The sequence below is a fragment of the Phytomonospora endophytica genome, from assembly GCF_014202425.1.
Lineage (GTDB): Bacteria > Actinomycetota > Actinomycetes > Mycobacteriales > Micromonosporaceae > Phytomonospora > Phytomonospora endophytica.
Window position 1 is genome coordinate 455,445 of sequence record NZ_JACHGT010000006.1, and the last position, 20,162, is coordinate 475,606.

At 71.9% G+C, this 20,162-nt stretch carries 14 protein-coding genes; 9 read left to right on the forward strand and 5 right to left on the reverse strand.

Going from position 1 to position 20,162, the window contains the following annotated elements; all coding sequences use genetic code 11:
* The first annotated feature begins 1 nt into the window (after position 1).
* The 5 genes from HNR73_RS16560 (at position 2) to HNR73_RS16580 (ending at position 7,502) form a co-directional block, all read left to right on the forward strand.
* The gene (locus HNR73_RS16560) at positions 2-1,387 is read left to right on the forward strand and encodes a dihydrolipoamide acetyltransferase family protein (RefSeq protein ID WP_184788353.1); all 1,386 of its coding nucleotides are present in this window, start codon (positions 2-4) and stop codon (positions 1,385-1,387) included.
* A gap of 141 nt (positions 1,388-1,528) precedes the next feature.
* The gene (locus tag HNR73_RS16565; RefSeq protein WP_184788354.1) at positions 1,529-1,669 is read left to right on the forward strand and encodes a hypothetical protein; all 141 of its coding nucleotides are present in this window, start codon (positions 1,529-1,531) and stop codon (positions 1,667-1,669) included.
* A 2,031-nt stretch (positions 1,670-3,700) separates the two neighbouring features.
* Positions 3,701-4,972, forward strand: a complete 1,272-nt coding sequence (locus HNR73_RS16570; RefSeq protein WP_184788355.1) for a hypothetical protein — start codon at positions 3,701-3,703, stop codon at positions 4,970-4,972.
* A gap of 115 nt (positions 4,973-5,087) precedes the next feature.
* The gene (locus tag HNR73_RS16575) at positions 5,088-6,908 is read left to right on the forward strand and encodes an NHL domain-containing thioredoxin family protein (protein ID WP_184788356.1); all 1,821 of its coding nucleotides are present in this window, start codon (positions 5,088-5,090) and stop codon (positions 6,906-6,908) included.
* A gap of 33 nt (positions 6,909-6,941) precedes the next feature.
* Entirely contained in the window at positions 6,942-7,502 is a 561-nt protein-coding gene (locus HNR73_RS16580; RefSeq protein WP_184788357.1) for an isochorismatase family protein, read from the forward strand.
* A 3-nt stretch (positions 7,503-7,505) separates the two neighbouring features.
* Here the strand turns inward: HNR73_RS16580 and HNR73_RS16585 are convergent, their stop codons facing one another.
* From HNR73_RS16585 to HNR73_RS16600, 4 genes are all read right to left on the reverse strand, one after another.
* Positions 7,506-8,492: a magnesium and cobalt transport protein CorA gene (locus HNR73_RS16585; RefSeq protein ID WP_184788358.1), complete on the reverse strand. Its 987-nt coding sequence runs from the start codon at positions 8,490-8,492 to the stop codon at positions 7,506-7,508.
* A 45-nt stretch (positions 8,493-8,537) separates the two neighbouring features.
* A complete protein-coding gene (locus HNR73_RS16590) occupies positions 8,538-9,449 on the reverse strand; it encodes a glutaminase (protein ID WP_184788359.1) in 912 nt (303 codons plus the stop codon).
* A gap of 174 nt (positions 9,450-9,623) precedes the next feature.
* The gene (locus tag HNR73_RS16595; protein ID WP_203685674.1) at positions 9,624-11,153 is read right to left on the reverse strand and encodes a N,N-dimethylformamidase beta subunit family domain-containing protein; all 1,530 of its coding nucleotides are present in this window, start codon (positions 11,151-11,153) and stop codon (positions 9,624-9,626) included.
* A gap of 315 nt (positions 11,154-11,468) precedes the next feature.
* Complete coding sequence (locus tag HNR73_RS16600; protein ID WP_184788360.1) at positions 11,469-13,064, reverse strand: DUF11 domain-containing protein; 1,596 nt, start codon at positions 13,062-13,064, stop codon at positions 11,469-11,471.
* 267 nt (positions 13,065-13,331) lie between these two features.
* On the opposite strand from HNR73_RS16600, the gene HNR73_RS16605 reads away from it, so the two are divergent.
* Positions 13,332-14,516, forward strand: coding sequence for an MFS transporter (locus HNR73_RS16605; protein WP_184788361.1), 1,185 nt, complete (start codon positions 13,332-13,334; stop codon positions 14,514-14,516).
* Here HNR73_RS16605 and HNR73_RS16610 read toward each other — a convergent pair.
* The gene (locus tag HNR73_RS16610; protein WP_184788362.1) at positions 14,448-14,819 is read right to left on the reverse strand and encodes a sterol carrier family protein; all 372 of its coding nucleotides are present in this window, start codon (positions 14,817-14,819) and stop codon (positions 14,448-14,450) included. The genes HNR73_RS16605 and HNR73_RS16610 overlap by 69 nt on opposite strands.
* Positions 14,820-14,977: 158 nt before the next feature.
* Here HNR73_RS16610 and HNR73_RS16615 point away from each other — a divergent pair, with 158 nt between their 5' ends.
* The 3 genes from HNR73_RS16615 to purM all read left to right on the forward strand — a co-directional run bounded on the left by HNR73_RS16615 (position 14,978) and on the right by purM (position 19,736).
* Positions 14,978-16,927 carry a carboxypeptidase regulatory-like domain-containing protein gene (locus tag HNR73_RS16615; RefSeq protein ID WP_184788363.1) on the forward strand — a complete coding sequence of 650 codons (1,950 nt, stop codon included), beginning with the start codon at positions 14,978-14,980 and terminating at the stop codon, positions 16,925-16,927.
* Positions 16,928-17,086: 159 nt separating this feature from the next.
* Positions 17,087-18,592 carry an amidophosphoribosyltransferase gene (gene purF / locus HNR73_RS16620; RefSeq protein WP_184788364.1) on the forward strand — a complete coding sequence of 502 codons (1,506 nt, stop codon included), beginning with the start codon at positions 17,087-17,089 and terminating at the stop codon, positions 18,590-18,592.
* A gap of 43 nt (positions 18,593-18,635) precedes the next feature.
* Complete coding sequence (gene purM, locus HNR73_RS16625) at positions 18,636-19,736, forward strand: phosphoribosylformylglycinamidine cyclo-ligase (RefSeq protein WP_373316581.1); 1,101 nt, start codon at positions 18,636-18,638, stop codon at positions 19,734-19,736.
* The last annotated feature ends 426 nt before the right edge of the window (positions 19,737-20,162 follow it).

The following is a 20,162-nucleotide window of genomic DNA, read 5'->3' on the forward strand; positions in this document are numbered from 1 at the left end:
AGTGTCACGTCTACAGCAGTTCATCCTCCCCGACCTGGCCGAGGGGCTGACCGAGGCCGAGATCCTCCAGTGGATGGTCGCCGTCGGGGACAAGGTGGAGCTCAACCAGCCCTTCGTCGAGGTTGAGACGGCGAAGTCCGCGGTGGAGATCCCCTCGCCCTACGCGGGTGTGGTCACCGAGATCCTGCGGGACGCCGGTGAGACCGTCGACGTGGGTTCGCCGATCATCACGATCGACACCGACCCGAACGGGGAGGCCCCGGCCGCTCCGGAATCGGCCGCCGCTCCGGCGGCGGAGACCGCCGCCTCGAACGGCGCCAAGATCGGCGAGACGACCGCCGACGGGCGTACGGCGGTGCTGGTCGGGTACGGCGCGAAGGCGCCGACGACCGTGCGCCGTGCGCGCAAGGGCGCGGCTCCGGCCGCTCCCGTGGCTCCGGCCCCGGCTCCCGTGGCGGCCCCGGCCCCGGTGGCTCCGGCTCCCGTGGTGGCGACGCCCGTCGCCGTCGGCACGGTGCTGGCCAAGCCGCCGGTGCGGAAGCTGGCCAAGGACCTCGGTGTGGACCTGCGCGCCCTCGTGGGCAGCGGGCCGCAGGGGAGCATCACGCGCGACGACGTCCAGTCGGCCGCGTCGGCTCCCGCCGAGCCCGTCGTGGTCGCGTCGCCGGTGGTCGCCCCTTCCGCCGGAGACACCCGCATCCCGGTCAAGGGCGTGCGGAAGCTGACCGCCGAGAACATGGTGGCCAGCGCCTTCAGCGCCCCGCACGTGACGGAGTTCCTCACCGTCGACGCGACCCGTCTGCTCAAGACGGTCGCGAAGATGCGCGAGTCGGACGAGTTCAAGGGCGTGCGCGTCGGGCCCCTCGCACTGCTCGCCAAGGGCGTCCTGCTCGCCGTCAAGCGTCACCCGATGGTGAACTCCTCGTGGGACGCGGCCAACGGCGAGATCGTGGTGAAGGAGCACGTCAACCTCGGGATCGCGGCCGCGACCCCGCGAGGGCTGATCGTGCCCAACATCAAGGCCGCCGACACACTGTCGACCAAGGAGCTCGCCGAGGCCCTCGTCGAGCTCACGTCGACCGCGCGGGACGGCAAGACCCCGCCGGCCGACATGACCGGTGGCAGCTTCACGATCACCAACGTCGGCGTGTTCGGTGTGGACACCGGGACGCCGATCCTGCCCCCGGGAGAGGCGGCGATCCTGGCCTTCGGCGCGATCAGGGACATGCCCTGGGTGCACAAGGGCAAGGTCGTGCCGCGGAAGGTGACGACGCTGGGGCTGTCCTTCGACCACCGGATCATCGACGGCGAACTGGGGTCGAAGTTCCTTGCCGACCTCGGCCGCTTCGTGAACGACCCGAAGGGGACGCTGCTGGCGTGGAGCTAGCGCCGAGCTTTCCCTTCCTGCTCTTGAGGATCGAAAGCGAGTGAGGCGGCTCACCTGTTAATCGTTGGAGTAAATCCGGCCGCTGCGATGTTATGTAGGCACACACATCGCAGCAAGGCCGAAACAACGGAGATACTCCTGATGAGCAGGTTCCTGTCCAACCGCAAGCAACTTCGAGCCGAGCGCGCCCACCAGCGCGCGCTCAACCGCGCCGCCGCGCAGGTATCGTCCCGCTCCGTGCGGGACGAGATCCTGAAGGCGCGGACCTATGCGGGGATGTAACGCGAGAGAGAACGTCCCGGCAGCCGAGGACCCGTTACCGATGAGGTAACGGGTCCTTTTTGATTGGGTGGGGGTCGGGGCGGCCGTGATTCGCGCTTGCGTTTCGGGTCCGGTGTGTGGGTATCGAGTCGCGTCTCGATCGGCTGCCGTGGGGTTTCCCGCCGACTGTCGCGGCTTCGTGCCGGGCGCCGCCGCTGGGAAGGCGCGGTATCGGCACGTCTGCGCGCCGCCGAGGAGCGGTTTGCTCGCTTGGCGAGAGGTTTCCCCGCCGACCGCTGTGACTTCGTGCCGGGCGCCGCCGCTGGGAAGACGCGGTCTCCGCACGCACCCGCCCGGTCCCGCCCGCCTGGTCTAGGCACGGTCCGGCGACTGGCGGAAGTTCCTCCCGCCGCATCGGTGTCCACGCCTTCGTGATCGATGGCCGTGCCCGGGTGCGCCAGCCGGGATGCCTGCTCGATTCGGTTTCGCTAGTTCGCGCCGTTCGGCCGACCCGCCGCGCTCGTGCCGAAGGCGTGACCCGCCTGCTTGGGCGCGAGGTCTCCGCTCGCACGCCGAGGCCCGGGGGCGCCTCGCTCTTCCGGTCTGGCGCGCCGCCGCCGGGCGTGACTCGATCGCTTGCTCGGAGAGCCTTCGGTCCCACGGGGAGGGGTGTTCGGTTCGCGTGTTCGCTCGTGGATGGTGTAGCCCGTCTTGGTCTGGCGCGCCGCCGCCGGGCGTGACTCGATCGCTTGCTCGGAGAGCCTTCGGTCCCACGGGGAGGGGTGTTCGGTTCGCGTGTTCACTCGCGGATGGCGCGGCCTGTCCGCTCGCTGGCGAGGCGAGGCGACCGTGATTCGGCTGCGCGCGCTCGCCTCTCCGGCCTGCCGTACCGACCTCGGAGACGTGGGCCGCCCGCCTGCGAGAGGTTTCCCGCTGACTTCCGCGGCTCGGCTCGGTGCGCCGCCGTCGGCGCCCGTTCGGGTTTGCTCCAGGTCCCTGCTCGCTTCTCGGCTTCTCGTTCTTCGTTCGCCGCCGGTCCGCCCACTCGCGGTCGCGGCCATCGGCCGCTTCGGCTGCGGGCCGTCCGGCGCGTCCCCGCCGACGGCCGGGAGATCGGCCGGCGGAGGCGTCGCCGCACCGGCCACGGCGGCCTCGTGCGATCTCGCCCACGCGGCTTTCGCGGGCGGCCGTCACTGCCGGGCGCAGGCGCAGGCGGGTCGGTGGCGGGGTCGGTGGCGGACGCCCGGAAGACTCGTCACCCGCCCGGCGGCTCCTGCCTCGGTGCGCGATGTCGCGGCCCGAGGCTGTGGTGGCCGGGTGGGGCCCCAGCGTCGCGGTCGCCGCCGGCCCATCGCGCAGCGCGGACCAGCCGGCCGGGCGGGAAACGCCGTGTCCTCCGCCACCCCCGTCGCGTGCCCAACCCCTCCCGTCACACCGCCCCCGCGACTCCCTCAGCCCTCGTCCACCCCTTCTGCCAGGGCGTTCACTCCCGCACCGGCACCCCGTCCCGTCGTCTTCCGTCTCCTCTTCGTCCTCCCGGGGGCCGCTTTTGCTTAAGAATCTTCGGCCCGTAAGCCAGCTCACCTTGTAATCGCTGGCGTTTCCCATGGATCTGCGCTGTAATTAAAGGGACTCACAGAGACCAAGACGCCCCAGGGGGATCCGATGACCAGCTTCCTCTCGAACCGCAAGCAGCTTCGCGCCGAGCGTGCCCACGCTCGCGCACTCCACCGCGCGGCCGCTCAGGCCTCGTCGCGGGCCGTGCGCCACGAAATGCTGATGTGGAGCTCGAGCAACCGTTTCGGTGGCTAGCCCACCCGACAGACTTTGACTCCTCCCTCAGAAAAGGGCCGCCACCGACGGGTGGCGGCCCTTTCATATGTCTCGGCCACCGGTGGTTTTCCGGTGATTCACCGACCGGCCCGACATAAGGGATCTCCGCAGGCCCGGCCCATGCCGATGACAGCGAGGAACGACGCACTCGCCGCACCAGTAAGGTCCCGGGAGATGTAGCGTGTACCACTGTTGAAACGGCGCATCATAGGAGGCGCAATGACTGAGCCGACCAATCCGCCCGCCGCACCCGGCGACCAGCCGGGCGCGACGCCGCCGGAGAACGTCGACGAGGAGCGCACCACGATGTTGCGCCCCGACTCGACGCCCCCCGCGGCGCCGACTCCGCCCCCGCCGGCCGTGCAGCCACCGCCGCCGCCCGCCGAGGAGCCGCCGACCACGGTGATGCCCGCGCAGCAGCTCCCCCCGCCGCCGCAGGCCCCGTCATCCGCACCCCCGGCCCCGCCGCAGGCACCCCAGGCGCCTCCGCCGCCACCCGCCGGACCGGTCCCGCCGCAGGCCCCGCTCGGCCCGCCGCCCGGCTACCAGCCGCAGCAGCCGCCCCAGCAGCCGCAGCAGCCCTACGGCATGCCGCCGCAGGCCCCGCCGCCTCCCGGCGCGCCCCAGTACGGCCAGCAGCCCGGCGCCCCGGTGCCGCCGCCGGTCTCGGGTCCGCCCGTGTCCGGCCCCCCGGTCTCGGGTCCGCCGGTCCCGCCGCCGGTCGCTCCCGGCTCCGAGGCGACCCAGCGCATCGAACTCCCGCCGACCGGCCAGCAGTACGCGCAGGCCCCCGGCGCCCCGACGTCCGGCCCCGGTGCTTACGGCGCTCCCACGTCCGGTCCCGGAGCGCCCGGCGCCCCGGTCTCCGGTCCCGGCGCTCCCGGCGCCCCGACGTCCGGTCCCGGCGCTTACGGCGCCCCCGGCGCCCCTACCTCCGGTCCGGGCGCCCCCGGCGCGACCGCCGCTCCCGGCGGACCGGCCCTCGAACCGGGCCAGCCCCTCTGGGGCGCGGCACCCGCCGCGGGCCCGGGCGAGCAGCCCCACCAGCCGGGCGCCTACCCGCAGCCGGGCGTCGACCAGAACCCGTACCAGCCGCACGGCATGAGCGACCCGAACCAGCCCCCCGGCACGCCGCCCCCTCCGGGCGTCTACCAGCCGGGCATGCCGGGTCAGCAGCCCTGGGGCGCGCCCCCGCCCGCCAAGAAGGGCAAGGGCCTCTGGATCGGCATCGGCGCGGCGATCGTCGTCGTCGTGATCGTGGTCGGCATCATCGTCGGCATCCAGCTCTTCGGCAGCGGCGGTTTCGAGACCGGCGGCTGCATCAAGCAGCAGGGCAGCGGCACCGAGGCCGTCTCGGTCGACTGCTCCGAAAAGGGCGAGGGCGTCTACAAGATCGGTGAGAAGAAGGGCAGCGCGGCCGAGTGCCCCGACCCCTCCCTCCCGACCTTGGACGTCGACGGCCAGACCTACTGCCTGACGCCGAACCAGTAACGAGCGCATCCCGGCGGCCCCGGTCCACCTCGCGGTGGGCCGGGGCCGTTCGTGATCCCACGCACAACCGCTCCCCGCTCCCGGTGGGCGCTCCCGCCGGTGGCAGGCTTGTCGCATGGACGCCGCACCGACCACGCCCCCGCAGGCCCGCGTACGCGCACCCGAGCTCACCGGCCGCGGGTGGCTCAACACCGGCGGGAAGGACCTGCGCCTCGCCGACCTGCGCGGGAAGATCGTCCTCCTCGACTTCTGGACCACGTGCTGCGTCAACTGCCTGCACGTCCTCGACGAGTTGCGTCCCCTTGAGCACAAGTACGCCGACGTGCTCGTCACCGTCGGCGTGCACTCCCCGAAGTTCGAGCACGAGCGCGACGCGGCGACCGTCGCGGCGGCCGTCGAACGCTACGAGGTCGGCCATCCCGTCCTCGACGACCCCGACCTGACGACCTGGAAGCAGTACGCGGCCCGCGCGTGGCCGACCCTGTCGGTCGTCGACCCCGAGGGTTACCTCGTCGCCAGCATGGCCGGTGAGGGTCACGCCGAAGGCCTCGACCGGCTCGTCGCGAAGCTCGTCGCCGACCACGAGGAACGCGGCACCCTCCACCGCGGCGACGGCCCCTACGTCCCGCCGCCCCCGGCCTCGGGCGTGCTGCGCTTCCCCGGCAAGGCACTGCCCCTGCCCTCGGGAAACCTCCTGGTCAGCGACTCCGCGCGGCACCGGCTCGTCGAACTCCTCCCCGACGGGGAGACCCTCGTGCGCGTCATCGGCTCCGGCGAACGCGGCCGCACCGACGGACCCGCCGCCGAGGCGGCCTTCAGCGAGCCCGCCGGCATGGCGCTGCTTCCCGAGCACCTCGCGGGCGAGGTCGGCTACGACCTGGTCGTCGCCGACACCGTCAACCACCTCCTGCGCGGCGTGCGCCTCGCCGACGGCGAGGTCACCACGATCGCCGGATCCGGGCGGCAGTGGCGCGGGACCGTCGACTACCACGCCCACGACGCCATCGCCGTCGACCTGAGCTCGCCGTGGGACGTGGTCTGGCACGACGGCCGGGTCGTCGTCGCGATGGCCGGTATCCACCAGCTGTGGTGGCTCGACCCCCTCAAGCGGACCGCCGGGGTCTGGGCGGGCACGACCGTGGAGAGCCTGAAGGACGGGCCGCTGCCGGAGGTGTTCCTGTCGCAGCCCTCGGGCGTCGCCTCCGACGGGAAGCGCCTGTGGTTCGCCGACTCCGAGACCTCGGCGCTGCGCTACGTCGAGGACGACGTCATGGGCACCGCCGTCGGGCAGGGCCTCTTCGACTTCGGGCACGTCGACGGGAAGGCCGCCGACGCGCTCCTCCAGCACCCGCTGGGGCTGTGCGTGCTGCCGGACGGGTCGATCGCGATCGCCGACACCTACAACGGCGCCGTCCGCCGCTACGACCCGGCGACCGACGAGGTCTCGACGGTCGCCCAGGGCCTCGCCGAGCCCTCCGACGTGGTCTTCGCCGACGGGCGGCTCCTCGTGGTCGAGTCGGCCGCGCACCGGGTCGTGGCGGTCGGGCTCGCCGACGAGGTAGTCGCCGGGAAACGCCACCAGGTCAAGCGCGAGCCGCTGCCGCTGGCGCCGGGCGCGCTGTCCTTCACGGTCGTCTACGAACCCCCGCCCGGGCAGAAGCTCGACGACACCTTCGGCCCGCCGACCCGCCTGGAGGTCACCGCCGACCCGCCGGAGCTGCTCGTCTCCGGCGCGGGTGTCGGCACCGACCTGACGCGCGAGCTGGTCCTGTCGCCCGACGTCGACGGCGGGGTGCTTCAGGTCGTCGCGCAGGCCGCGTCCTGCGACTCCGACGTCGAGAACGCCGCCTGCCACCTCACCCGCCAGGACTGGGGCGTGCCGGTGCGGATCGAGGCCGGAGCGCCCGGCGAGTTGAGCCTGGTGCTGCGCGGCTAGGCGCTGTCGGGGGTCCGGTCTAGCCTGAGCGGCATGACAACGCTGGAGAACCGGCCGAACACGGCGCTGGTCGTCATCGACGTGCAGGTCGGCGTCGTGGCCGGCGGCCACGAACGCGACGCCGTCGTGGCGAACATCGCGACCCTGGTGGCCAAGGCGCGCGAAGCGGGCGCCCCCGTGGTGTGGGTGCAGCACTCGTCGGCGGAGAACCTCCCGATCGGCAGCGCCGGCTGGGAGATCGTGCCCGAGCTGGCGCCGGCGAAGGCCGAGCCGCTGGTCGCGAAGACCTGGCCGGACTCCTTCGAGGAGACCACCCTGGAGGAGGTCCTCGCCGGGCTGGGCGTCGGGCGGCTCGTCGTCGCCGGGGCGCAGACCGACGAATGCGTCCGCTCAACGCTGCACGGCGCCATCGCGCGCGGCTACGACGCCACGCTGGTCTCCGACGCGCACACCACCGAGGACCTGTCGTCCTACGGTGCTCCGGGCCCTGGGCAGGTCATCGCGCACACGAACCTGTACTGGACGCACCATGCCGCGCCGGGCCGCAGCGCGGGGACGGTCGCGACGGCGGACGCGGAGTTCGGGAAGGCCTAGCGGCTACAGCCATCCGTTGTGGTGGAAACGCCACCAGATCAGGCCGCACAGCCCCGCCATCAGCAGGAGCACGGCCGGGTAGCCCCAGCGCCAGCCGAGCTCGGGCATGTCGTGGAAGTTCATGCCGTAGATCCCGGCGACGGCGGTCGGCACGGCGATCACCGCCGCCCACGCCGAGATCTTGCGCATGTCGTCGTTCTGCTGCGTGCCGACCTTCGCCTGGTGCGCGGTCAGCACCGAGGTGAGCAGGTCGTTGAAGGACGCCACGCGCGTGTTGGCGCGCATGGCGTGGTCCTCGACGTCGCGCAGCCACGGCCGCACCGAGTCGGGCAGCTGCTCGCGTTCGCTGATCAGCGAACCCAGCACGCCGGGGACGGGTTCGACGGCGTCGCGGAACTCGATGACCTCACGTTTGAGGAAGTAGATCGCGTCGCTGACGTCGTCGCGGCCGGGGGAGAACACCCGCCGTTCGAGGCCGCTGATGTCCTGCCCGACGCGCCCGGCGATCACCTCGTACTCGTCGACGACCGCGTCGACGATGACGTAGGCGATCCCGCCGGGGCCGTGCGAGCGCAGCTTCGGCGCGGCCATCGCGCGCCGGTAGGCGGTCTCGAAGACGCCGGTGGCGCCGTGCCGCACCGACAGGACGAAGTCGGGGCCGACGAAGAGGTCGATCTCGCCGAGCTCGATCTGCGCGGTCGAGGCGAAGTACTCGACGGTCTTGACGACGAGGAGGACCTGCTCGCCGTAGTCGTCGACCTTCGCGCGCTGGTGTGCGCCGATGGCGTCCTCGACGGCGAGCGGGTGCAGGCCGAGCGCCGCGCTGCCTTCGCGCAGCAGCTTCTCGGGCGGTTCGTGCGCGTCGACCCACAGGTAGGCGGGCGGGCCGAGCTCGCGGGTCCGCGCGATGGCACCTTCGAGGTCCTCGCCCAGGTCCTCGACGGTGTCGGCGTGGATCACCGCGCAGCGCGCGATCGGTTCGTCGGCCATCACCGTCCATCCTCCACAGTCGAGGGGGGCATGGTCGGCGCTTCGCTAAAAGACCGAAAGGCCGGTGCTGGTCGTGAAGGCGTCGAGGGCGGCGACGCCGGCCACGGAGTTCCCCGCCGCGTCAAGGCCCGGGCTCCACACGCACAGGGCGCCGTGCCCGGGGACGATCGTGAGGATCCCGCCGCCGACACCGCTCTTGCCGGGCAGGCCGACGCGGTAGGCGAACTGCCCGGCCGCGTCGTAGGTGCCGCAGGTGAGCAGGACGGCGTTGACGCGTTTGGCCTCGCTGCGGGTCAGGAGCCGGGAGCCGTCGGCGAGGACGCCGTGGCGGGCGAGGAAGCGCCCGGCGAGGGCGAGGTCGCGGCAGCTCGCGGCGATGGCGCAGTGCGCGTAGTAGTTCGACAGGACCGTCGCGACGGGGTTCTCCAGGTTGCCGTAGGAGGCGAGGAAGTGCGCGAGGGCGGAGTTGCGGTGGCCGTGCCCGGCCTCGGAGACGGCGACGGCCGGGTCGGTGTCGAGGAGGGTGTTGCCCGTCTCGGCGCGCAGGAAGTCGGCGACGGCGGTGCCGGCGTCGCCGGTCAGGCTGTGCAGGCGGTCGGTGACGACGATGGCGCCGGCGTTGATGAACGGGTTGCGGGGAATGCCGTTCTCGGTCTCCAGTTGGACGAGCGAGTTGAAGGGGCTGCCGGAGGGTTCGCGGCCGACCCGTTCCCAGATCGCGTCGCCGCCGAGGGCGAGGGTCAGCACGAGGCTGAAGAGCTTCGAGATGCTCTGGATGGAGAAGGCGCGCCCGGCGTCGCCGACCTCGCACACCTCGCCGTCGACGGTCGCGATGGCCATGCCGAAGGCCTCGGCGTCGACCGCCGCGAGGGCCGGGATGTAGTCGGCGACGCGGCCGCGCCCGAGGAGGGGCGTGGCCGCGGCCATCGCGTCGTCGAGGTGCTGCTGGAAGCGCATGGGGACATGGTGCCCGGTGGAGGCGCCGTTCCCGGCCCCACCCGCCGTGCGGGTGGGGCGGTCTACTCCCTCGGTGACAGCATCCGGTCGAGGAGGTTTCCCGTCGCACGGTGCCGGCGACCGGGGGTGACCAGTGGAAGGTCGGTCACGTCGCCAGGGCAAGGGGCGAAACGGCTACTCGCGAGGGCCGAGCATGCGCTCGAAGACGTTCGTGGTGGCGACGCGCACGTGCCTGTTGCGATGGGCGGGCTCGTACAGCGCCAAGGACCAGCCATAGGTGCCGGCGACGAAGATCGTCGTCCCCTGTTCGTCCAGGACCAGACTGCTGTTCTGGACCCTCCTGCCGCGTCCGAGATCGTCCATATAGGGCGACGCCGACAGCAGTGTCTGCCGCGATTTCCGCGGCTTGGGCATGTCCGGGTCGAAGCCGTCGGCCTCGCCGGTGACGAGGCCGGGGATCTCGTCACCGTCGCGCAGGCCGGTGCCCTCCCAGAACCAGTGGCCCGCCTCCCGGACGACGAGCGGAACGGGCCTCACGGGGATGCCGTTGTACTGCACGCCGAGGAAACCCTGCTCGGCGGCGGCGTGGTGCTGCTCCAGCGTCCGCCAGCGGACGGTCGGGCCGTGCTCGTCCGGCGCGGGATCCTCGACGTCGCGTTCCTTGTAGCAGGTGACGACCCGGCCGGCGCGGCCGTCGGCGGACGCCTCCAGCCGGACGTGCCAGTACATGCTGTTGGCCGCCAGGTACGCCTGGTGCGTGCCGCGCCGCCGCGCCCGCTCGGCCAGGTCGCGCATGGGCTTCGACCAGTACTCGTCGTGCCCGGGGAAGACCATCACCGTGTACTTCTCGGGATCGACCCGGCCCTCGTGGAGATCGATCGAGGTCGCGTACGTGACGTCGTAACCGTGCTCCTCGGCCCAGCGCGCGAAGCTCACGTCGAGCTCGAACAGCAGCGGCAGCCCGGCCCCGGCGTACGGGCGGTCGAAGGACACCCGCACGGCCCGCTTCGCCATCCCGGCCAGACGCCCGTGCCGGTCGTAGCCCTTGTAGAAGCTCTTGCCGTTCACCCCGTCCATCGGCCAGATGTTGTAGGCCTGGTGCGTCGTCACCGGCGCCACCACGAGGATGTCGGAGGCCCGCTCCGGCTCGCGCACCACGAAAGGCGTGCAGGAACGGTGCCCGTCGGCGGCGGTGAACACCGCCAGGTACATGCCCGAACGCCAGTCCGCGCCGACCGTCACCGCCCACGACACCGGCCAGTCGCAGGAGACCATGCCCGTCACCGGGTCGGGCGAGGGCAGCGCACCGGGTTTCCCGCCCAGCGACGGACTCTCGGCGACCAGCCGCGCGCCGACGCCCCCGTAGTGCCCGAGCCGGTACACCCCGACACCGAAGTCGTGGCCCGCCGCGACGGCCACGTGGAAACCGATCGTCTCCCCGTGCCCCACGGAGGTCGCCGACGCGTACCCCTGGATCTGCCGCGCCACATCGTCGGCGGCGACGGTCCCGTCGGCCCCGACCTCCCACCCCGGTGTCCCCGCCAGGGTGTTCTCGTCGACGAGGACGTTCGCGCCCGTCTTCGCCGCCGGCCGCACCGGAAGCGCATCCCGACGGCCGATCGCCTCACCGGCCGCGACCGCCAGGGCCCCCGCCCCGAGGACGGTGAGCGCCGCCCGCCGCGTGTAGACCGCGCCTCTCCCCATGGTTCCCCCTGTTTCCGGGCAGGCTGAAGAAGCCCGCTGCGCATACGTGCTGATGGGTGAACCCGGCCGACGCCTACTCGTTCACGCGTGGTTCACGTCGGTATAGACATCGCCCGGAGCGGGAACGGTTGCCACAGGGGAAAAGCCCGGGCAAGTCGGGACACAACCCCGCAAGATCACGTTGACCGGTCCCGATTTCGTGCCGAATGTCCACCCGCCCGGGCGTCGATATGCGCTTGTGGCCTTCGCCACGCGACGAGCGCGCGAAAAACCCCCGCCCCGGCGAACCGGGACGGGGGTGGGAAACGCGAAGACCTACTCCTCGTCGGCGCTCGCCGTGGCGGCGCGCCGGCGCCGGGCCACGATCATGAACGCGCCACCGGCGGCGACGAGGGCCGCGGCCGCGACACCCATGAGCGTCAGGCTCGTACCCGTCACCGGCATGCCGCCGGGACCGGTCGGGGAGGTCGACGGCGTGCCCGACGGGCCGTCGGCCAGCACCTTCGGCTTGAGCGCGGCGACGTTGTTGGCCGACACCGGGTCGGGCTGGCCGGAGCGGACCTCGACGGAACCGTCGTCGCCGATCTCCTTGGAGTCGACCCGCAGGGTGAAGGTGTACTCGCGGCTCGCGCCCGAGGCGAGCTCGCCGTCGAGGCGGCAGACGAGGGTGCTGCCGTCGGCGGTGCACTCGTCGGCGGAGTGGAGGTTGGTGGTGCCCGAGGGGGCCTTGATGACCAGCTCGGCGCCGTTCTCGACGGCCCAGGGGCCGTTGTTGGTGATGGTCGCGACGACCTTCGACTCGGCGCCGACCTTGGCGTCGGGGACGGAGAGGGTCACGGCGAGGTCGGCCTGGTCGGCGTAGGTGAAGACGGCGAACTCGGCGACGTTGTCCTGGCCGCTCTGGTTGTTCTCCACGTACTTCTTGGCCTGCGCGTCGCTCACGGAGGGGTCCGAGAGCACGAGCACCGACGGCGGGTCGACCGGGTCCGCGGGCTTGCCGATCCGCTTGGCGATCGCCGAGACCTGCGCGGTGCCCTTGAGGCGCGCGCGGGGCGGGGCGCCGGCGGCGACGGTGTACTCCAGCGCGGGCGTGGCGAGCTTGCCGTGCGCGGGGATCGTCTCCTTGGTCTCGCAGATGATCCAGCGCTTCTCGCCGTCCTGGATCTCGCAGCCCGCGGGCGCCGAGGTGAAGGCGAGGTGCTGCGGCAGGTTCACGTAGTACTCGATGCCCTGGGCGGGCGAGGCCGAGTCGTTCTCGATCCGGAAGTCCTCGGCGTCGAGGACGCCGGTCTCACCGGGGCGGACGACCAGGTCGTTCTCCCGGACCCACACCGCGAGGTCGAAGCCGGGCTTCTTCATCGCGCGGGCGACCAGCGCGAAGGAGTTGTCGCTCTCCTCGCGGTCCTCCTGCTCGGCGGACACCGAGACCGCGACCTTGCCGATGCGGCGGATCTTGTCGTCGGCGCCGACGGTGGAGTGGACGGTGAAGGCGCGCAGGTTCGCGATCGAACCGGGCGCGAGGTCGCCGAGGGCGCAGGTGCCCGTCAGGCCGTCGAGGGTGCACTTGTCGGCGAAGCCCTCGGCGAGGGTGACGCTGCCGTTGTCGTTGGGCGCGGGCAGCGTGAAGTGCAGGGTCACGCCGGTGGCCGCGGTGTCGGCGGCGACGTCGTTGCGGACGTCGACGCGCAGGTCCTTGTAACCACCGTCGAGGGGCAGGCCGACCACGGGACCGTTGCCGCCGTCCCACGCGGGGACGGACACCGAGAGGTCCACCTGCCCCACCGGGTCCTCGGCCTGCGCGGCCGTCGACAACAGGAAGGCGGATCCCGCGGCGAGCGCGGTGATCCCGACGAGGGCGGCGGCGCGCGTCAGGCCGCGCCGCTGGGAGGACCGGGATGGGGCGAACGACATCAGATCTCCATCTGCGCCGAAGGGCTGATTCAGAGGGCGGTTCAAAGGGGCCGTGCGAGGGAGCGTTCAGGGGCGTCGGGGGTGCGGTGTCCCGGGCCACGAGGTGGATCCCGGTGAACGCCGAGGTGACGCTATCGACCCACACGCCGGTCCGTCGTCAGCCGTTGCGGCGAAGACCGGCTTCGATGCGCAACTGTTACGGCCCGCCTCGCCGAACAATAGGCAGGGCCCCTGTTCATTCAGGCGGATTTTCCCTATGATCCCCAGATGCCGATCACACGCGCCCGGATCGGGGTCGTCGTCGCCTTCATCACCCACGGACTCCTCTACACGTCCTGGACCTCTCGGATCCCCGAGATCAAGGCCGACCTGAACCTCTCCGAAGGCGGCCTCGGGCTGCTCCTGCTCGCCCCGCCCGCCGGCGCCATCATGGCGATGCCCTTCACCGGCGCGCTGTGCGCGAGGTTCGGCACCAAACAGGTCAGTCGCACCCTCATGGCCGCCTACTGCCTCCTGCTCACCGCCATCGGCCTCGGCGCGGGCTCGGTGTGGACCCTCGCGCCCGCGCTCGTGCTCGCCGGAGCACTCGTCGGCGCCTTCGACGTCGCCATGAACGCGCAGGGCGCCACGGTCGAGCAGACCGCGAAGAAGCCCATGATGGGCAGCTTCCACGCCTCCTGGAGCCTCGGCGCCGCCGCCGGTGCCGCCCTCGGCGGCATCTGCGCCCAGTACGGCATCCCCCTGTGGCTTCAGCTCGGCGCCTTCGGCGTGGTCCTGCTCGCCGTCGCCTGGCCCCTGACCGCGCCGATGATCCCCGACCGCCAGAACGCCGAGGGCCAGCGCGAGGGCCGCAGGTCCTTCCGCTTCGAACTGCCCCTCGTCCTGCTCGGCGTCGTCGCCTTCGCCGGGCTGCTCGCCGAGGGCGCGGCGGCCGACTGGACGGCGGTGTTCCTGCGCGACGAGCTCGACGCCTCCGCCTTCGTCGCGGGCTGGGGTTACGGCGTGTTCGCCCTCGCGATGTTCGCCGGGCGCATGGTCAGCGACGTCATCGTGGGACGTTTCGGGCGGGGCGCGGCGATCGCGGCCTGCGCGGTGGTCGGTGCGCTCGGCATGTCGGCCGGCATGATCATCTCCGAGGCGGCCGACAGTCAGGCGGCGTTCATCGTCGGCCTGGCCTTCCTCGGCCTCGGCCTGGCCGTGATCGTGCCCACATTGTTCGGCGCGGCCGGTGACGGTCCGGGCATCGCCGTGGTGTCGGCGATCGGTTACGCGGGTTGGCTTCTGGGGCCGGTGATCATCGGCGGTATCGCCGAGGCGGTGACCCTTCCGATCGCGATGTGGACCATCCCGGCCCTCACCCTCCTCGGCGGGATCGCGGCGCCGCTAGGCGTCCGTGCCCTGGCCAAACAGCGGGAGAAGGGCCGACAGGTCGGCGCGGGATCCGTTGGCTGACACCAGGGCCGCGGCCATCGCCTCCTCCCAGGACAGACGTCCCGAGGCCAGCCGCAGCCAGGTGACCGGATCGGTCTCGATCACGTTCGGCGGTGTGCCACGTGTGTGCCGGGGGCCCTCTCCACATTGGACCGCGCCGTACGGTGGTACCCGTACCTCGACGGCACGGCCGGGCGCCTTCGCCGACAGCGCGCTCAGCAGTGAGCGCACGGCGGCGCGGAGTACGGTCCGTTCGGGCCGCTCGCCGGCGTCGACGGCGGCGAGCGCGTCGGCGACGGACTGCGGGTCTGCGAGCTCGGTCACGCCTAGAGGCTAACCACACACAACTTTGTCCGATCGACCGATGGCGCTGGTGGGAACGGCTGCAGGGAGACTGTTGCGGGCACCCATGGGCTCGACCTGGAGCATGGGTACGGCATAGTGGCCGTCGGATCGAAGTAGGCGACCTGGAGGCGATGTTCGTGGCGACCAAGCGGATGACACTGCGCTGGCTGCGCGGTGCTGCGGCGTCGGCATTGGCCGCTCTGACGCTCGTTGTGCTCGCGCAGTCCCCGGCACACGCCGACGGCGAGGTGAGCATCACCTTCAACCCGGGCAGCGTCCGGGTCGACATCGGCGGCGGTGTGGCACCGGCGACGATGACCCTGCAGGCGACCGGCGCCATCTCGGCGCTCGACGTGACCGTCACCGGCGGCGTTCAGGGCCTGAACAACCAGGCCGGCGTCGACATGGGCGGCGGTAGCGGCTGCCAGGGCGGCGGCAACACGATGCAGTGCCGCATCGAGCCCGGCGGCACGGCGGTCATCCAGCTCAGCGTCGCTCCCCGGCCGGAGAGCAACCTTCCGCAGGGCGAGTCGATCAACGGCTCCTACGACGTGACCGCCTCGGCGCGCGACGGGCAGGGCGGCGGGGGCAACTCCGGCGGCTCGCTGCCGATTCAGGTCGTCGGTGCGGCGAACCCCGACTCGGTCCCGTCGATCACCGGCACGATCAGCGGTGACGGGAACAAGCCCCTGGAGGGCGTCAAGGTCGAGGCGACCGACGCCGAGAAGGCGACCTTCGAGGCCACCACCGGCTCCGACGGCGTCTACAACATCGTCCCGAACGGTGGCGGCACGATCGCGCCGGGCGAGATCACGCTCAAGGCGACCAAGGCCGGCTACGACACCAAGACCGTCAAGGTCAACGGCATCGGCGGTGAGCCCGCGCAGTCGAAGTTCACCATGGTGAAGAAGACGGCCAAGCCCGACGACAGCGGCTCGGCGGCCCCGCCCCCGGCGGACAACGGCACCGCGGCGGAGGACAAGGACGACGGCTGGGGCCTCGGCACCTGGATCCTGGCGATCGTCGGTGTCCTGTTCGTCGTCGGCGGCATCGTCGCGATCGTGCTGCTGCTCAAGCGCGGCAAGCACGACGAGGAGGACGACGACCTCTTCGCCGACAAGCCGCCCGTGCACACCCCGAAGGCCGCCCAGACGGGCCTCCCCGGCGTGTACGACGCCGGCCCGCGCAGTCCCGTGATGGACGCACCCACCATGATCCACAACGGTCCGCTCCTCGACGACGAGGATCTGGCCCGCTACGGCTCCGGCGGCCCCTCGGCCGCCCCGCCCACCACCGCCTTCGGCCCCGCCTACGGCGACCGCGGCGAGCAGCCGACCCAGATGTTCGACCCGCGCGCGGCCGGACCGGTGTCGGGTGCCCCGATGTCGGGCGGGCCCGTCTCGGGCGGTCCGGTGTCCGGCGCGCCGACGCAGATGTTCGACCCGCGCGGCTACGACGACCGCGACTCCTACGGCTCGCCCCCGCCGGCTCCGTCGCGCGGCGGCTATGACGAGCGTGACCGGGGCTACGGGCCTCCGTCCGACCGCGATCGCGGCTACGGCCCGCCGTCGCAGGACCAGCGTGGCGGTTACGGCGACCAGGGCTACGGTGCTCCCGCGCCCGACCCGCGCGGTTACGACGACCGTGACCGCGGCTACGGCCCCCCGGCCGCGCCGCCTCCGCCCCCGCCGATGCCTCCCGCGGCCCCGCCCGCCCCGTCGCACGGCGGTTACGGCGACCGCGACCGCGGCTACGGCCCGCCGTCGCAGGACCAGCGCGGTGGCTACGGCGATCAGGGCTACGGCGCCCCCGCGGCTCCCGAGCCGCGCGGCTACGACGACCGCTACGCCCCGCCCGCGCAGGACCCGCGCGGTTACGGTCCGCCTCCGCAGCAGTCCTACGAGCAGGACCCGCGCTACGACCGCCCGCAGCAGGGCGGCGGCTACGGTCCGCCTCCGCAGGACCAGCGCGGCGGCTACGACGAGCGTGACCGCGACCGCGGTTACGGCCCGCCGCCCCCGCCCGCGCCGCCGGAGTCCCGCGACGGGTACGACGACCGCGGGTACGACGACCGCCCCCGCTGGTAGACGCGAGCGTTTCCGAACACGCGGAGCGGCCTCATCGCACGCCTCACGGGCGCGCGGTGAGGCCGTTGTGACCGATCCGTACAGCGGCCGCTGCCTGCCTCGCCGTCGGTGCTTGTACAGTTGACCGCGAAAAGACCCCTGCTCAGCGAGGAGTGCCGCGTGCCCAAAGGCGATGGGCGGCTTAGTCACGAGCTCGATCCCGCGACCCCCGGCCCCCAGGACGAATGCGGTGTATTCGGCGTCTGGGCGCCAGGTGAAGAGGTCTCGAAGCTCACCTACTTCGGTTTGTACGCACTGCAGCACCGTGGGCAGGAAGCCGCCGGCATGGCGGTCAGCGACGGATCCGGGATCACCGTCTACAAGGATCTCGGCCTGGTGTCGCAGGTCTTCGACGAGCAGACCCTGGCCCCGCTGACCGGGCACCTCGCCGTCGGGCACTGCCGCTACTCCACGACCGGCGCCCCGACCTGGGAGAACGCCCAGCCGACGCTCATGTCGACCTCGGCGGGCGTCACGATCGCGCTCGCGCACAACGGCAACCTCGTCAACACCGCCGACCTGTCCCGCGAACTGGCCGCCCTCGGTCACGACCCGGGTGGTTCGACCTCCGACAGCTTCCTGGCCAGCGCCCTGCTGACCGCCGACCCCGACGAGTCGGTGTGGTCGGCGGCCATGCGCACCCTGCCGAAGCTGCGCGGTGCCTTCTGTCTCGTCTTCGCCGACGAGCAGACCCTCTACGCGGCTCGCGACGCCAACGGCGTGCACCCGCTCGTCCTCGGCCGCCTCGACCGCGGCTGGGTCGTCGCCAGCGAGACCGTCGCCCTCGACATCGTCGGCGCGACCTTCGTGCGCGAGGTCGAGCCCGGCGAACTGATCGCCATCGACGAGCACGGGCTGCGCAGCGGCCGCTTCGCCAACCCCGAGCCCAAGGGCTGTCTCTTCGAGTACGTGTACCTCGCGCGGCCCGACAGCACCATCGCGGGCCGCAACGTATACGCCGCGCGTGTCGAGATCGGGCGCCAGCTCGCGCAGGAGCACCCGGTCGAGGCCGACCTCGTCATCCCGGTACCGGAGTCGGGCACGCCCGCCGCGATCGGCTACGCCGAGGCAAGCGGCATCCCCTATGGCCAGGGCCTGATCAAGAACACCTATGTCGGCCGGACCTTCATCCAGCCGTCCCAGGCGATCCGCGAGCGCGGCATCCGCCTCAAGCTCAACCCGCTGCGGGAGAACATCCGCGGCAAGCGGCTCGTCGTCGTCGACGACACGATCGTGCGCGGGAACACCCAGCGCCAGGTCGTCCGCCTCCTCCGTGAGGCCGGTGCCCTGGAAGTGCACGTGCGGATCTCCGCGCCGCCGGTGACCTGGCCGTGCTTCTACGGGATCGACTTCGCCACCAAGGCCGAACTGATCGCCAACGGACTCGACGACGAGGGGATCCGCCGCTCGATCGGCGCCGACTCGCTCGGATACGTGTCCCTGGACAGATTGGTCACCGCAACGGAGCAACCTCGTAACCGTCTGTGTCGTGCTTGCTTCGACGGCGAGTACCCGATCGAGCTGCCGGCGGCGAACCTCCTGGGGAAGCACCTGCTCGAAGGGCTCGACAAGCGCGGGCAGGCCGCGTCGGCGGGCAGCCCCGCAGGCTCCGGCAAGAGCGCCTGAACCCGCCGACGACCAAGACAACGCACGGCCAGTAGTGAAGGGTGTGGATCAAGTGGACGGTAACCGGAAGGTGACGCCGTGGCGCGGAGGCAGGCGAGGTTCGTCGTACGCCGAGGCAGGGGTGAGCATCCAGGCCGGTGACCGTGCCGTCGAGCTGCTCAAACCCGCGATCCGCAAGACGCGCCGGCCCGAAGTCGTCGGCGGCATCGGCGGCTTCGCCGGACTCTTCGCGCTCGACGTGGAGAAGTACCGCAAGCCGCTGCTGGCCTCGTCGACCGACGGTGTCGGCACCAAGCTCGTGATCGCGCAGCAGATGGACATCCACGACACGGTCGGCATCGACCTCGTCGCGATGGTCGTCGACGACCTCGTCGTCTGCGGCGCCGAGCCACTCTTCCTGCTCGACTACATCGCCTGCGGCTCGGTCGTCCCGGAACGCATCGCCGAGATCGCCGGTGGCATCGCCGACGGCTGCCGCTACGCGGGCTGCGCCCTCGTGGGCGGCGAGATCGCCGAACACCCGGGCGTCCTGAAGAACGACGAGTACGACATCTCCGCCACGGGCGTCGGCGTCGTGGAATCGGACGCACTCCTCGGCCCGGAGCGCGTCGAGGTCGGCGACGTGGTCATCGCCCTGCGCTCCTCGGGTCTGCACTCGAACGGATACTCACTGGTCCGGCACGTACTCCTGGGCGCCGGCCGTATGCGGCTGGACACCGTCGTCGACGAGTTCGGCTCGCAAAGGACGCTCGGAGAAGAGCTGCTGACGCCGACGAAGGTCTACGCGAAGGACTGCCTGGCCCTGATCGCGGAAACGGACGTCCACGCCTTCGCCCACATCACCGGCGGCGGACTCCCGGGGAACGTGGTGCGGGCGCTGCCCGGAAACGCCGACGCGACGATCGACCGCACGACCTGGGCCCCCCACCCGATCTTCGACCTGATCGCCGAACGCGGCCGCGTCGACCCGGAGGAGATGGAGCGGACGTTCAACATGGGCGTGGGAATGATCGCGATCCTCCCCGCACACGACGTGGACCGGGCACTGGCCCTACTGGCCGCGCGACACGTGGAAGCCTGGCCGGTGGGCGAGATCGTCGCCGGAGACGGCGACGTGCGGATGATGGGCACCTACGCTTCCTGAGATTGGCGAAAACCCCGGGCTGATGCCCGGGGTTTTCGCGTGGACGGGGAATCATCGTTTCGGGGCATGCGCGAACACCACACCACACCCCTCAGCGACGACGGCGGGTTCGCTTTCCCGCCAGGTCGCGCGCAGCGCGACACACCCCCCACCACCACTACCCTCTGTCTCCGTCGCTTCGGCCGTTGATTGGACGACATGAAGGTTCTGCCGGGGTCAAGGGCGCTCTTTCCCTTGACCCCGGCAGGTTCTTCATGTGCCCTTGAAAAGGCCGATAAGACGGAGACAGGGTGTGCCATCTCTTCGCCCAGCCCCGCACCCCGGCCACCCAACCAACGACCGCTAAGGCACCCCCCGTCTCCCGAGCGAGGCCGGGGGTCAAGGGGGCGAAGCCCCTTGCGGGGTCCGGGGCAGAGCCCCGGCAAC